The 13,380-nt window shown below is 65.6% G+C and carries 12 protein-coding genes, 1 tRNA gene and 1 other RNA gene; 7 read left to right on the top strand and 7 right to left on the bottom strand.

From position 1 onward, the window contains the following. Window positions 1–3 precede the first annotated feature (3 nt). The gene (locus tag ABIB45_RS17530) at window positions 4–1,470 is read right to left on the bottom strand and encodes a peptidoglycan DD-metalloendopeptidase family protein (protein WP_354217122.1); all 1,467 of its coding nucleotides are present in this window, start codon (window positions 1,468–1,470) and stop codon (window positions 4–6) included. 161 nt (window positions 1,471–1,631) lie between these two features. Between ABIB45_RS17530 and ABIB45_RS17525 the strand changes: the two genes are divergently transcribed. After that, window positions 1,632–2,543, top strand: coding sequence for an oxygenase MpaB family protein (locus ABIB45_RS17525; protein WP_354217121.1), 912 nt, complete (start codon window positions 1,632–1,634; stop codon window positions 2,541–2,543). A 56-nt stretch (window positions 2,544–2,599) separates the two neighbouring features. On the opposite strand, the gene ABIB45_RS17520 is transcribed toward ABIB45_RS17525, so the two are convergent. Further along, window positions 2,600–2,687: transfer RNA gene (locus ABIB45_RS17520), tRNA-Ser, on the bottom strand. A 314-nt stretch (window positions 2,688–3,001) separates the two neighbouring features. Here ABIB45_RS17520 and ABIB45_RS17515 point away from each other — a divergent pair. The 4 genes from ABIB45_RS17515 to recR all read left to right on the top strand — a co-directional run bounded on the left by ABIB45_RS17515 (window position 3,002) and on the right by recR (window position 7,571). After that, complete coding sequence (locus ABIB45_RS17515; RefSeq protein WP_354217120.1) at window positions 3,002–3,328, top strand: YqfO family protein; 327 nt, start codon at window positions 3,002–3,004, stop codon at window positions 3,326–3,328. Window positions 3,329–3,388: 60 nt separating this feature from the next. Then, an RNA gene (gene ffs, locus ABIB45_RS17510) (signal recognition particle sRNA small type) lies at window positions 3,389–3,485 on the top strand. Window positions 3,486–3,536: 51 nt separating this feature from the next. After that, entirely contained in the window at window positions 3,537–6,908 is a 3,372-nt protein-coding gene (locus ABIB45_RS17505; protein WP_354217119.1) for a DNA polymerase III subunit gamma and tau, read from the top strand. 63 nt (window positions 6,909–6,971) lie between these two features. Beyond that, window positions 6,972–7,571: a recombination mediator RecR gene (gene recR, locus ABIB45_RS17500; RefSeq protein ID WP_354217118.1), complete on the top strand. Its 600-nt coding sequence runs from the start codon at window positions 6,972–6,974 to the stop codon at window positions 7,569–7,571. Window positions 7,572–7,646: 75 nt separating this feature from the next. Here the strand turns inward: recR and ABIB45_RS17495 are convergent, their stop codons facing one another. The 3 genes from ABIB45_RS17495 to ABIB45_RS17485 form a co-directional block, all read right to left on the bottom strand. After that, window positions 7,647–8,024, bottom strand: coding sequence for a hypothetical protein (locus tag ABIB45_RS17495; RefSeq protein WP_354217117.1), 378 nt, complete (start codon window positions 8,022–8,024; stop codon window positions 7,647–7,649). 348 nt (window positions 8,025–8,372) lie between these two features. Next, entirely contained in the window at window positions 8,373–9,512 is a 1,140-nt protein-coding gene (locus ABIB45_RS17490) for an ABC transporter permease (protein ID WP_354217116.1), read from the bottom strand. Beyond that, window positions 9,509–10,480 (bottom strand): ABC transporter ATP-binding protein, encoded by a 972-nt coding sequence (locus ABIB45_RS17485; RefSeq protein ID WP_354217115.1) that lies wholly within the window; start codon window positions 10,478–10,480, stop codon window positions 9,509–9,511. Before ABIB45_RS17485 ends, ABIB45_RS17490 begins: the two co-directional genes overlap by 4 nt. 216 nt (window positions 10,481–10,696) lie before the next feature. On the opposite strand from ABIB45_RS17485, the gene ABIB45_RS17480 reads away from it, so the two are divergent. Further along, the gene (locus ABIB45_RS17480) at window positions 10,697–12,055 is read left to right on the top strand and encodes an aspartate kinase (RefSeq protein WP_354217113.1); all 1,359 of its coding nucleotides are present in this window, start codon (window positions 10,697–10,699) and stop codon (window positions 12,053–12,055) included. A 157-nt stretch (window positions 12,056–12,212) separates the two neighbouring features. Here the strand turns inward: ABIB45_RS17480 and ABIB45_RS17475 are convergent, their stop codons facing one another. Together ABIB45_RS17475 and ABIB45_RS17470 are read right to left on the bottom strand one after the other, a co-directional pair. Then, entirely contained in the window at window positions 12,213–12,428 is a 216-nt protein-coding gene (locus ABIB45_RS17475) for a hypothetical protein (RefSeq protein ID WP_354217112.1), read from the bottom strand. A gap of 131 nt (window positions 12,429–12,559) precedes the next feature. After that, on the bottom strand, window positions 12,560–12,802 hold the full coding sequence (locus tag ABIB45_RS17470; protein WP_354217111.1) for a hypothetical protein: 243 nt from the start codon (window positions 12,800–12,802) through the stop codon (window positions 12,560–12,562). Window positions 12,803–12,880: 78 nt separating this feature from the next. Here ABIB45_RS17470 and ABIB45_RS17465 point away from each other — a divergent pair, with 78 nt between their 5' ends. Further along, window positions 12,881–13,360 carry a MarR family winged helix-turn-helix transcriptional regulator gene (locus tag ABIB45_RS17465; protein ID WP_354217110.1) on the top strand — a complete coding sequence of 160 codons (480 nt, stop codon included), beginning with the start codon at window positions 12,881–12,883 and terminating at the stop codon, window positions 13,358–13,360. The last annotated feature ends 20 nt before the right edge of the window (window positions 13,361–13,380 follow it).

Here is a 13,380-nt window from a genome sequence, read left to right as displayed (position 1 = left end):
CTGTCAGCGCTGCGTCCGCGTGGGCTCCGCTGACGTGGTGGTGGGTGACGCTGTTGACGTTTCGGCTGGCGCTGGGGTTGGAGCGGTGGGCGCGGGCGACGGCGGTGCTGCCGCCGTCGTCCTTGTTGGAGACCCTGTGGGTGTCTGTGTGCGCGGGGTGTGCGTCGGCGTGGATGTCTGTGTCTCTGTCGCTGCCGAAGTTTCAGTCGGAGTGCCGGTTGAGGTAGCCGTCGGTGTTGGCGGCGGCGTGGCAGTTTGTGATGCTGTGGGCGTCGGTGTTTGCGACGGCGCGGCAGTCGACGTGGCAGTTTCTGATGCTGTTGGCGACGGCGCGGCAGTCGGCGTGGCAGTTTGTGATGCTGTGGGCGTCGGTGTTGGCGACGGCGCGGCAGTCGGCGTGGCAGTTTCTGATGCTGTTGGCGTCGCTGTTGGCGACGGCGCGGCAGTCGACGAGGCAGTTTCTGCTGCTGTGGGCGTCGCTGTTGGCGACGGCGAGGCAGTTTGGGACGTTGTCGCTGCCGCTGTTGTTGTGGGATTCGACGGCGGCACCCCGGCGGGAGCGGTCTTCGGCGGCGCCGTTGAGGGCAGGGCAGCGTCCACGTTCGGCGCCTTGGGCAGTTCTTTTTCGCCGCCCAGGACAGTGTGGCTCTTGTCCGCCCCGACGGGGATGGCCCAGCGTTGTGATTCGGAGGCGTCAGGGCCCCCGCCGGCAAAGCTGACCATGGCAATGTCCTGCAGCTCGTCAAGCTGGCGCATGGGCAGCAGCGTCCAGCGGAGCGGATTGGTGTGCTCGCCATTAAGGATGGTTTCAAAATGCAGGTGGCAGCCGGTGGACCACCCGGTGGTGCCCACCTTTGCGATGACCTGGCCTACCTGGACCGATTCCCCCGTCCGGACGGCGATTGCCTCGAGGTGGTTGTATGTGGTGATCATTCCGTTCCCGTGGTCAATTTCCACGCGATTCCCGCCACCCCAAGGGTGCCAGCCGGCGGCCCGGACCACGCCGGCGTCGGCTGAATAGACCCTGGTGCCGCACGCTGCGGCGTAATCCTGGCCAAGGTGGAAGTCCCCGCCCGTTCCAGTGAGGGGACTGATGCGGAAGCCAAAGGGGGAACTCGGCACAAGTACTTCCAGAGGCGCCATCAGCGAGCCCTCCGGTGGCCGCCTGAGTTGTGCGGCAGCTACATTCAGCGGAGCGTTGCCACCCTTGGCCACGGTCTGGACTATGGTGCGGCCGAACGGGACAAGGGCCCTGCTGTCTGTCATGATCGCGGGGTCCCGGCCCGCGTTGCTCAATTGGCCGATGCCGGCAGCCGGTGCGATGGCGCCGGGTTGGACTAATTCGATGCCGGGTAATCCGAGGGCGAAAAACGCCACGGCAACAGAGGCACTGGCGGCCAGCGCGCGCACCGCGACCACATAAGGGCCTGAAGACTCGTCGTCCCGGCCGGAACCCCAATGATTTCCCACTCGCTGACTCCCGGGTTGGCCCGTCAGACCCCAATCTGGACGGACTTACGTTCCCATGGGACCACAAAGCCTTGGCCATGTGAACCCCATTTCTGCACACTGCGCGCTCTTTGTGGATCTGCGGCAATCCCCAGTTCTCCCACCATGCGCAAGAATGGGATATGCGCAATCTCCTCAGGGAATGGCAGGGCGAACTGAAACGGGCTTTTACCGGCAGCGTGGATGCTGTGCCCGAGTGGGTTCCACAGCTGGCAGAAGGCAACGACGCCGGTTATCACCTGCCGGGTTCAGCCGTCTGGGCGGTGCATGGTTCCATGACCCCTATCGTTGCCGGCATCCGGGCGCTGCTGATGCAGGCGCTGCACCCCGCCGCCTTGGCGGGCGTCCATGAGCACTCAGACTTCCGGGCAGATCCGTTGAGCCGGCTGGCCCGGACCATCCGCTGGATCTTCACAGTCACCTATGGTTCCACAGCCGCCGCCGACCTAGCCTCAGCCAGGGTCCGCCGCCTGCACGAGCCTGTCCAAGGCAACTACGGCGACAGGCACGGCTCCGTGCAGCATTACGCGGCCAATGATCCGGAGCTGGCCCGCTGGGTCCATATCGCGTTCGTTGATGCTTTCCTTACATCGCACAAAATCTGGGGCGGGAAGATCCCCGGCGGTCCGGATGCGTATGTCCGCGAGTGGGCCCAGGCCGGGCGGCTGATGGGGGTGATAGATCCACCGCTGACCGAGGACGGGATGAGGCTGCAGCTGGACTGTTACTACCGCAACGGCGAACTGCTGGCGGATCACCGGGTGGCTGAGACCGTCGGGTTCATCCGGAACCCGCCGTTGCATCCATTGCTTCGGCCGGGCTACCGGATCATCTTCGCCGGTGCTGTCAACAGCTTGGAACCACGCTACCGGCAGATGCTTGGGCTCAAAACTCCCCGGCTGGGCCCCTTCCCTCTCCCGGTAAGGCTGGCAACCAAGGTGGCTCTCGGCGTCGTGCACCTTGCTCTGGGACTCGGACCCGGACCCAGCGAGCAGGCCGCCCGGGCACGGCTTCGACGGCTCGGCATTGGCTGACCCGGCCGGACGAAAACAAAAACCCGGTCCTGACGACGTCAGAACCGGGCTTTGGCTGGCGGAGAATGGGGGATTTGAACCCCCGAGGGCGTTAACCCAACACGCGTTCCAGGCGTGCGCCATAGGCCGCTAGGCGAATTCTCCAGCTGCTTCTGAATCAAAAGCAGACACTAGACTACCTGAATTTTCCAGCATCGCCCAATTGGACGCAGCCGGCGGCATCCGGACATGTAGCGGCCGGGCCCATTGCTGGCCAGTTAACGCCAAAATGGACGCCCCCAATGCGCCCATTCCGTCGGTACACCGTTGAGCTGCCGGGTCCGGCCCTCCAGCCAGGCCCTGCAGCTCACAACCTTGAGATTGCCCCAATCGGTGTACATACCCATGATCGGCCTTGGCCGCCGGATAAGCAATGAAAAGTGCTCCCAATAATGCCCGCCCCTTGGCAGGATGAAGCCATGACCCAGCTGCACGCGATGGTGGTTTATGTCCCGATGACCCACTCTGAGGCGCTACTCGCGGCAATCGGCGACGCCGGTGCGGGCAGGATCGGAAACTACTCGCATTGCTCCTTTGCGGCTCCAGGGACGGGCCGGTTCACTCCCCTGCCTGGCGCCGAGCCTTTCATCGGAGCCGTGGGGGCGGGCGAACAGGTGGCTGAAATGCGGGTCGAGTGTGTTGTGGAGGAAGAGATGCTCGACGGCGTTGTGCTGGCTTTGCGCGCCGCCCACCCCTACGAGGAACCCGCATTTATGACCTGGCCGGTGGACGGCTGGCGCCGGTGAAGCAAACCCGGGCGGACCGGCGCCGGTTCGAGCCACAACAAAAGTTCGGGTAAAGTTGTCTGCGGCCCCTCATGTGGCGTCATCCTGTTGAACTCCCCCAGGACCGGAAGGTAGCAAGGGTAAACGGGCTCTGGCGGGTGCATGGGGGGTCTTTACTATTCCCCCACAGGGCGGCAGAAAGTCGGCCCGGATTGGTAGGGTTTCCTCTGTGACTGTTACGACCGCCCTGTACCGCAGATACCGTCCGGACTCCTTCGCTGACGTTATCGGGCAGGAACATGTCACCGAGCCCCTGATGACGGCCCTGCGCAAAAACCGGGTGAACCACGCCTACCTGTTTTCCGGCCCGCGCGGCTGCGGAAAAACTACTTCCGCCCGCATTTTGGCCCGCTGCCTGAACTGTTCGCAAGGCCCCACGGACACGCCCTGCGGAACCTGCCCCAGCTGTATCGAACTGGCCCGCGGCGGCTCAGGCTCCCTTGACGTCATCGAGATCGACGCCGCCAGCCACGGTGGTGTGGACGACGCGCGCGACCTTCGTGAACGCGCAACCTATGCCCCAGTACGTGACCGCTACAAGATCTTCATCATCGATGAGGCCCACATGGTCACGCCGGCAGGTTTCAACGCCCTCCTGAAGATCGTCGAAGAGCCGCCGGAGCACATCAAGTTCATCTTCGCCACCACGGAGCCGGACAAAGTCATCGGCACCATCCGTTCCCGCACCCACCATTACCCCTTCCGGCTGGTACCGCCGGAGCCGCTGATGGCGTACCTCGAACTGCTGTGCAACCGGGAAAACGTGCCGGTGGCCCCGGGCGTGCTGTCCCTGGTTGTCCGGGCAGGCGGCGGGTCCGTCCGTGATTCCCTGTCCGTGCTGGACCAGCTGATGGCCGGCGCCGGCGCAAACGGCCTTGACTACGAACTGGCCGTTGCCCTGCTCGGCTACACCCACGCGTCGCTGCTCGACGACGTAGTGGAGGCCGTTGCCGCCTCCGACGCCGCTACCGTCTTCCGCGCGGTGGACCGCGTCATTCAGACTGGCCACGATCCCCGCCGTTTCGTCGAAGACCTGCTGGAACGCTTCCGCGACCTCATCATCGTCCAGGCCATGCCCGAGAGCGCCCAGGTGATCCTGCGCGGCATGCCGGCGGACCAAATCGCACGGCTCCAGAACCAGGCACACAACCTCGGCGCCGCTGAGCTCTCCCGCGCCGCGGACGTCACCAACACGGCGCTGACCGAGATGACCGGCGCCACCTCGCCCCGGCTCCACCTTGAGCTCCTCTGCGCCCGCATCCTGCTCCCGAGTTCCGAACAGACAGAGCGCGGCATCGCTGCCCGGATTGACCGTGTGGAGCGGCGCCTTAACTACGCCGGGAACAACGTCGGCGCGGCAGCACCAGTTTCGGCGGGTGCACCATTTCCGGCAGCACCCACTGCGGCCGCCGCGGCACCAGAGTCCTCAGCGCCCGCGAAAGCACCCTACGTTCAGGCTGCGCCTGTTCAAGCCGTGCCTGTTCAACCAGGGACAGTTCAGGCAGCGCATGTTTCCGTAGTTCCAGTTCAAGCACCGGCAGCCGCAGCAGCAGCGCAGTCTTCCGCGTCGGCAACTGTTGCCGGTCCGGATTCTGCCCGGGAGCCGGTTGCTGATCCCGAAGACGCCAGGATTCCGCTGACTCCGCCCCGGGTCAGCACCAACGACTGGCCAGTGGACGAGCCGGCAGGAATCCGGACAGCCGGGGCCACATCACCGCGGCCTGAACAGCCCGGTCGGGACGGACCTCCGGCTACGAGCGCCCAAGCACCAGACGCGACGCCTGCCACGCCCGCGCCAGCTACAGGTGCGCCGGCTACCGGCGCCCACGCACCAGACGCTGCGCCTGCCACCGGCGTTGCGACCCCGGCCGCCCCTGCCGCGACCGGTGACGTCGAAGTCCTCCGCCGCGCCTGGCCGGAGGTCCTGCAGACGCTGTCCAAAATTAAGCGCAGCACGTGGGCGCTGGTAGAGCCGAACGCCCAGGTCGGCGCCTTTGACGGCCAGGTCCTGACACTGGCTTTCACCACCACCGGCCTGGCGGGCGCGTTCGGCCGGGCTGATCACTCGGAGAACCTTCGGCAGGCGATCCACAAGACAGTGGGCATCGACTGCCAGGTCACCGCCGTTGCCGGTGAGGCCAACAGCTCAGCGAGCTCTGAGCCAAACCCAAAAGCATCCGCTAGCCGGGAAACCCCGGCCAGCTCAGCCGACGTCGCATGGGGACTGGCCCCTGCGGGCACCGTTTCCACGCCAGCCGTCGAGGCCCCCGCCTCCACGCCTGAGCCCAGCCGGGCAGCTGCTATCGCCCCGGTCCCGGTAGTTTCGCCTGCCCCGACAGCCACGCCGGTCTCGGAAGTTTCCTATGCTCCGGCGGCCGCCCCAACCCCAACCCCAACCCCAACCCCAACGAGTATGACGACGACGGCTGTTGAACCGGCCGCGCCGCTCGCCTCCGCCGTCGAGCCCGCAGCGCATGCGTCTCCCCGTGAGTCGAAGCCGGCACAGCAGGATCAGCCGCGCCCCGACCAGCCGGAGGCCGGCTCATACGCCTACTCCGACGACACCTGGGGTCCCCCGCGGGACGAAGACGCTCCTCCGCTGGAGGAGGAGCCGCCCATGGATTGGGATCCGTCCGCTCCGGCCCAACCCCAACGCCCGACGTCGGCACCGGCGCCGGCTCCAGCGCCCGCCGGTAAACGGCCGGCACGGAATGCTTCACGGCCTGGGGCCGCCGGCGCCTCACGCGCCACCCCCGCTGCTACGGCGGCCCCGTCACAGGCCGCCACGTCACACGACCCGTGGGGACTGGCCGTTGAGCAGGCGCCCGGCGTCTGGGTAGTTGGCACAGAACCCAACCTGGGGAAAAGCCCGGCGACGTCCACTCCGGACGAAGCTGTCGCCTCTGCTCCGGCACCAAGCTACGAGCCGGCCACCGCCCAGATCCCCCAGCCGTCAGCCAGCAGCCAGTCCGAGGCTGATGCCAGCTGGGGCCTGCCGCCGGCAGCGTCCGGCCTCGCGTCCGGCGTCCCAGCGGCCCAGCTTCATACCGTCGATGTGCCAGCGGCCGGCGTCCACGTAGTAGGGATCCAAACCGCTCACGGCCCCGTGCCCGAGGTGGCCCTGGCACCCGTTCCCGCTGAACCCTCTGCGCCCGCCGCCGGAGCCCAGACCAGCCAGCCTCAGGCGGAACCTCCACGGGAAACTGGTGTCCCGGAGCGCGCCGAGATCCGTGAGTACGCCATGGCGTCGGCGGCCCCGACTGCACCCCTGCAGCCTGCTCCGGCAACGTCCCCGTCGGCGGCCGAAGCCCGGCAGAGCCTCTACCAGCGGCTGTCCAACAGCCCCGAAGCCGAGGCCGGACGTGCCAAGGCACCGGCCCGCGCGGCCGCCGCCACCTACGTCCAGGACATCCCCAGCGCCGACGACGAAACCATCGAGGAATCGGGCATCTTTGGACGCGCCGCCGTCGAGCGTATTCTGGGCGGGAAGCTGATCGAGGAGCGTTCCCCGGACGGAACCCCGCTGGTTCCCCGTTTCTAGGCGCGGGCCGGACCTGCGCTTGCCACGCCAAGCATCATCCAAGCCAAAGCAAAAGAGGAAAACGTGTACGAAGGTGCAGTCCAAGAGCTGATCGACGAGCTCGGACGCCTTCCCGGTGTAGGTCCCAAGTCCGCCCAACGGCTGGCCTTCCATATCCTCGAAGCCGACCCGCAGGACATGAAACGCCTGGTGGAAGCCATCACCACGGTGAAGGAGCGCGTTAAATTCTGCACGGTGTGCGGCAACGTTACGGAGCAGGAACTCTGCAACATCTGCCGGGATCCGCGGCGCGACCCGTCTGTTATTTGCGTGGTGGAGGAATCCAAGGACGTCCTGGCGGTGGAGCGCACGCGTTCGTTCCGCGGCCGGTACCACGTCCTCGGCGGAGCCATCAATCCCATCGCCGGCGTGGGGCCCGAACAGCTGCGGATCCGCGAACTCCTGACCCGGCTTAACGACGGCGCCATCCAGGAAGTTATCATCGCCACCGACCCCAACCTCGAAGGGGAGGCGACGGCCACGTACCTTGCCCGGATGCTGAAGACGATCGGCATCGCCGTCACCAGGCTGGCTTCTGGCCTGCCTGTAGGCGGCGACCTGGAGTACGCCGACGAGGTCACTTTGGGGCGCGCTTTTGAGGGCCGCCGCAACGCCCTTATCTGAGCTGAGCTCACCTAAGCTGAACGTGGCTGACGTGGGCTTCAAAAGACCGAGCGGGACTGTCCTGAACAGTCATGTTCATTTGGCGGCAGTGCCGAGCCGTCGCCGGGCGGCACGGTGGCCAGCGCCGAGCAACGCGCCCGCAGCTGCGAACTGGGTGGCCGCGCCAACCAATGCCAGCGGTGCCCCGGCCCCGGTCTGGTCCGCGCACTCGCCCTCCACACAAGGCTCCTGGGTGCCTTCCGCAGCGTTCGGCAACTCCCCCGGCAGCCAGTCCAAGGCGTTCCCCCGTAGTTCATCCTCACCCGCGAGCAATGCCAGGATCATCAGGGGATTGCTGGTTGCCAGCCAAAAGATCCGCTCAGTGTGATAGACCTCGGCGATGCCTCGGAACTCCGGGGAACACCGGTAGGAGGTCACCTCGCCCAGTTCATCCCGTTCGATATTGATGGTCACTAACACCGGCTCATAGGACCCGGACCAAAATGAAAGCAGTATCAGGAAAACGCCAGCCACTGCCGCGAAGGCCAAGCCCCTCGCACTGGATCGGGCCCCAACACAGCGCAATGACTGCGGCACTTCCCCACCAGAACCTCCGGGGAACGGACAGCCAAAACCATGGTTGCCCGTCCACTTCGCAGGAGGAAACGGGTCTGGCCGCTGCCCGGCCACCGCTGACTCTCCCCGGCGTCTTCCTAGTCCCCGTACCTGGGCTCTTTGTCGCCGATGGGCTCGAATAATAGGCGATCGGCGGCCGGATTCTTCTCGTCAGCCACGGTAACGCCTCCACCCTGATGGACAGGCTCAGGCGATGCGGGTTCCCCTCGCCAGCCTGTGGGCCGGCGTGCGCAGCGAACGCCATCCCAGCCACATCAGCAGCCCGGCAAGCAGCAGCTGCAGACCGAGGCCCAGCGGCCACAAGGGGGTGGACTGTGCAATGTACTGCGGCTTGGCTTCGCCGTTGGCGCACGGATAAGTGCCTTCGGGACCGGCCATGGCGTAACGGGCACCCTGGCTCACTGATTCAATGGCCCCCACCGAGGATGACATTCCGAATGAGTTGGCCGTCCGCACAGGGTAGGGAATGGCATCGGCCACCACCACGTAGGGGTTCATGGCCAGCATCCACGCCACGCGCTCGGTGTGCACGGCCGGCTGTGCGCGCAAGGGTCCCGAGCACGTGTAATTCGGTTCCGTCGGCGCGGGCTGCTCCTCCAGCGGTTCGTAGGGTGAGTACCCGCGGTACTGGGCCTGGTTGGCCATGACGGTGCCCTGCGAGAGCCCGGTGCCCAGCCCGAAGGCAATCAGCGAGCCGAACACCAGCCCGGCCACCGCAAGGTAAGTGACCACAATGGAGAACAGCGGGCGCCCCGCGAGCGCGGAGATCCCGACGCCGACGGCACAGACCACGCCAACCTCAACGGCCAGCATCAGCAGGGCCACCACAACGTGCCCGGGCGTCATCCCCCCGGGCGCCACTCCGATCACCAAAAACGGTGTACTGGCAACCAGGAAAGCCAGGGCAGCGGCCCACGCGGCAAAGAATTTGCCCCACAGAATTTGTCCGGGCCGAAGCAGGGTCACCTGCAGGATGGCCAGGGTGCCTGCCGCCCGGTCGCCGTTTACGGCATTGGCGGATAGTGCCGGAGCCACCAGCAACGCGAAAAGGAGGACAAAGGCGAGTACCACTTCGAAGATCATTGACCCGGGCCCGGGGATGTCGGCGTAGGTCCCCCGCGCTGCACGCTGGGCGTCCCAGCCGGCCCAGGTCAGCCAAGTCACCAGGCCGGTCAGGATGAACCAGATGGCAAGCATGATGTACCAGCCGCGGGAGCGCAGCCGCTGCTTGAGTTCCAGGACCACCACGTCCCGGATACCGCCAACGTAGCCGGCGCCCCGGCCTGCTGCGGGCGGACGCTGGGTCGTGTCTGTCAACTGGCTCATCGCCGCTCCCCCTCAAGGTTCATGTAGGTCTCTTCCAGGGCACCCGAGGCGGGGGCAAAGGACCTGACCGCGACGCCGGCGAGCACGAGGTCGCGCAGCAGGCGGGCGGCGTCGTCGTCGTTCATCAACATCAGGCTAACGGCGGGCCGGCGGCCGTCCTCCACCCGGTACTTAAGGCCCAGTTCGGTCAGCTTGGCGGCGAGCGCAGCGCCGTCCGTGGCCGAGATGGCGTAGCGCCGGCCGGCGGCGGCAGCCTCTTCGGTGGTCTGCTGCCGGATGGTCCGTCCACGGTTGACGAACACGGCGGCGTCGGCGATTTCGTCCAGCTCGCTGAGCACGTGGGACGAGACCACAATGGACTTCCCCTCCGCTGCCAACTGCCGCAGCAGGACGCGCAACTCCACCCTCGATCCCGGGTCCAGTCCGGACGCCGGTTCGTCCAGGAGCAGGACGGAGGGGTCGTGGATCAGGGCGCGGGCCAGGCTGAGCCGCTGCTGCTGGCCCCGAGAAAGTACCCGGGCAGGCTGGTCGGCGAGGTCGCTCAGGCGCACGCGGTCCAGCATGTTGGAAACGCGCCGGGAGATTCCGGCCTTGGGCAGTTGGTAGAAACGTGCCATCTGCGTGAGGATCTCGCGGGCCGTGAGGGATTCCCAGACGCCCAAGGTGTCCGGCATCCAGCCGATCCGCCTGCGGACTTCGGCACGGTGGTGCTGCGGATCAAGCCCTTCCACGGTGACGGTGCCGGAATCCGGCGCCAGCAATGAGGCCAGCATCAGCAGCAGTGTGGTTTTGCCGGCGCCGTTGGGCCCGATCAGTGCGGTGACTTTTCCGGCCGGAGCGTGCAAATCCATGTGCTCGACGGCGTGCACCTGCCCGAAGCTGCGGCTCACCGCGGTGGCGGTGATGCCGCCATTACCAGGGCTTTCCGGTTGGGCCGGAACGTCCATTTCGTGCTGATTTTCTGTCATTCCCCGAGCACCTGTCCCCCAAGCCGTTGCATGCATTCCGACCATCCGAGCGTACGCCGCGCCCACGGGCGCAGTATCCGCCGCAAGGCTTAGATTCGGTCACAATTCCACGCCAGCATGCCAGCGGCGATAAACTGGGCTGACACGTCACGCCGTCCAGCCGCAGTGGCCGTGCCTGACCCCCAGAACTCCGAGTGATCCAGTGAAGGTATGCGCATGAGTACGCCCACTTCCGAAGTGCACGCAGCAACGCAGCCTTTGGCGCTGACCGAAGGCGCTGCCGTAACCAAACAGCTGATCGTGCAGAAGTTCGGCGGCTCCTCCGTTTCAGATGCAGACGGCGTCAAGCGCGTCGCCAAGCGCGTAGTCGACGCACAGCGGGCCGGAAACGAAGTTGTGGTGGTGGTGTCCGCCATGGGTGACACCACTGACGAACTGCTGGACCTCGCCGGTCAAGTCACCGACTCCGCTCCTGCCCGCGAGATGGACATGCTCCTCTCCGCCGGCGAACGGATCTCCATGGCCCTGCTGGCCATGGCCATCAACAAGCTGGGCGCCTCCGCCCAGTCCTTCACCGGTTCCCAGGCCGGCATGATCACGGACGGCATCCACGGCAAGGCCCGCATCATTGACGTCGATCCGCACCGCATCCGCACGTCCCTGGACAAGGGACACATCGCCATCGTTGCCGGTTTCCAGGGCATGAGCCGTACCACCCACGAGATCACCACCCTCGGCCGCGGCGGCTCCGACACCACTGCAGTCGCCCTCGCGGCCGCTTTGGAAGCGGACGTCTGCGAAATCTACACCGACGTTGACGGCATCTACACCGCGGACCCCCGCGTGGTTCCCGCCGCCCAGAAGATCGACACAATCTCCAGCGAAGAAATGCTCGAACTCGCTGCGTCCGGCGCAAAGATCCTCCACCTGCGCTGCGTCGAGTACGCGCGCCGGTTCGGCGTGCCCCTGCATGTCCGGTCCTCATTCAGCCAGAACGAAGGCACCTGGGTCATCCCCAGCGCCGAAGACAAGATCACCACTCAAGAGGGAGTTGCCTTGGAGCAGCCAATCATCTCCGGCGTTGCACATGACCGTTCCGAAGCGAAGGTCACCGTGGTGGGTGTGCCGGACATCCCCGGCAAGGCGGCCGCGATCTTCCAGGTCATCGCCGACGCCCACTCAAACATCGACATGATCGTGCAGAACGTTTCCACCCACGGCACCGGCAAGACGGACATTTCCTTCACGCTGCCCATCGTCGAAGGAGCTGAGGCGCTGGCGGCACTTAAGGCTGCCCAGCCGAATATCGGCTTCGAAAACATCGAATACAACGAAAAGATCGGCAAACTGTCGCTCATCGGAGCCGGCATGCGGTCCCACCCCGGCGTCTCCGCGACGTTCTTCAAGGCACTTTCCGATGCAGGGATCAACATCAACATGATCTCCACCTCGGAGATCCGGATCTCTGTGATAACCCACGCAGACCTGCTCGACGACGCCGTCCGCGCCATCCACAAGGCCTTCGACCTGGACAGCGAAGACGAGGCCACTGTCTACGGAGGCACCGGCCGCTAAGGTTCCTGCCGAATCCCGAGGATATTCTGGGGGCCGGTCCTGCCGGCCACCATTTCTTTTTTGGGGGAAGGTGCCACGAAATGGCCCAAGGCCATTTCGACGGCACTTGGCATCCCTGCCGTAACCGCAGCGCCGGCAGGGGTCCGCAGCGGGCAACTCAGCCAGGCTTGTCTGTACTTGCGCGTCGAACCGCGTAGTGATGTCCGGCGGTATCTGTTTCCACTTCAAAGTGGGAAAGATCCTCGTCGGAGGCCTGCTCGTATTCGTCATGCTTGTGGATTACTGGCGTATCCGAGTCCAGACGCGTTGCCGGCCCGAAGACAAATCGGAGCCTGTCGGTCACGTTCATAAAGCCTGTGAGCGCGTGTCCCATTGTTTCCACCCCCTTCCGGCGTTGCGGGCGAAAGAGCCGCTGACCCCTTGTGAGGCCAGTGCCCTTATTTTACGCCCGGAGTCCAAAAAAGGCCCCGCGGGCGCGAAACCTGACGGGCGGGCTTGAGCGGCTCAGCGCAGTGACTGGTCGTCCGGGTTCCTGGGCACCACATAGGTGCTGCCGTCCGGGCGGTGGAGGGTTTCCCATTGCTGAGTCTCCCGCTCGCGCTGGGCCAGCAGGGACCTGTTCTCCTCGGTCATGTCATGCACCAGCGAACTGCGGTTTGCCGGACCAAAAATAGCCCTGAGCTTGCCCGTAGCGCGCATGAACCGCTGCGACGCGTTGCCCTTGTCCGCTGAATTGCCTTTGCCCATGACAAGTGAACCCTTCGATAGAATTTACTCGTTCCAGTGTATGCTAATAATTAGTGCACTAACCATTGGAGGATCGTGATGACGGCAATGGCCGGCGCCGTGCAGAGGGATGATGACCTCCTGCTGGAGCAGCAGCTCTGTTTTGCGCTCACCGTGGCATCCAGAAGCGTTGTGGGGGCCTATAAACCGGTCCTGGACAAGCTGGGACTGACCCACCCGCAGTATCTCGTGATGCTGTGCCTCTGGGAGTCGGCCCCCCGGACCCTGCGCAACATCAGTGACGCCCTGGCCCAGGCGCCGGCGACCGTCTCACCGCTCCTGCGGCGCCTCGAAGAAGCGGGATTCATTACGCGTCAACGCGTAGACGGAAACGAACGCGCCCTTGCGGTAGGGCTGACCTCCGCCGGCGCCGCACTGCGCCAGCAGGCACTCGCTGTCCCGGGCACCATGATGCAGCGGCTCGGGCTGACCCGCGACGAGGTGGGCGAACTGCACCGATCCATGATTGCCCTCATCGCCGCCACCGAGGACGCCCACGTGGACTCCGTCAGAGCGTAAAATGGCAGCAACCTAGGAGG

It is taken from the genome of Arthrobacter sp. UYCo732 (genome assembly GCF_040547265.1).
Lineage (GTDB): Bacteria > Actinomycetota > Actinomycetes > Actinomycetales > Micrococcaceae > Arthrobacter.
This window is presented reverse-complemented; position numbering and strand designations above follow the sequence as displayed.

Excerpts from the sequence above, each read along its gene's own strand:
- ABIB45_RS17525 (WP_354217121.1), top strand. The coding sequence starts at position 1,632 with ATGCGCAATCTCCTCAGGGAATGGCAGGGCGAACTGAAACGGGCTTTT.
- ABIB45_RS17515 (WP_354217120.1), top strand. The coding sequence starts at position 3,002 with ATGACCCAGCTGCACGCGATGGTGGTTTATGTCCCGATGACCCACTCT.
- ABIB45_RS17490 (WP_354217116.1), bottom strand. The coding sequence starts at position 9,512 with ATGAGCCAGTTGACAGACACGACCCAGCGTCCGCCCGCAGCAGGCCGG.
- ABIB45_RS17485 (WP_354217115.1), bottom strand. The coding sequence starts at position 10,480 with ATGACAGAAAATCAGCACGAAATGGACGTTCCGGCCCAACCGGAAAGC.
- ABIB45_RS17480 (WP_354217113.1), top strand. The coding sequence starts at position 10,697 with ATGAGTACGCCCACTTCCGAAGTGCACGCAGCAACGCAGCCTTTGGCG.
- ABIB45_RS17475 (WP_354217112.1), bottom strand. The coding sequence starts at position 12,428 with ATGGGACACGCGCTCACAGGCTTTATGAACGTGACCGACAGGCTCCGA.
- ABIB45_RS17470 (WP_354217111.1), bottom strand. The coding sequence starts at position 12,802 with ATGGGCAAAGGCAATTCAGCGGACAAGGGCAACGCGTCGCAGCGGTTC.
- ABIB45_RS17465 (WP_354217110.1), top strand. The coding sequence starts at position 12,881 with ATGACGGCAATGGCCGGCGCCGTGCAGAGGGATGATGACCTCCTGCTG.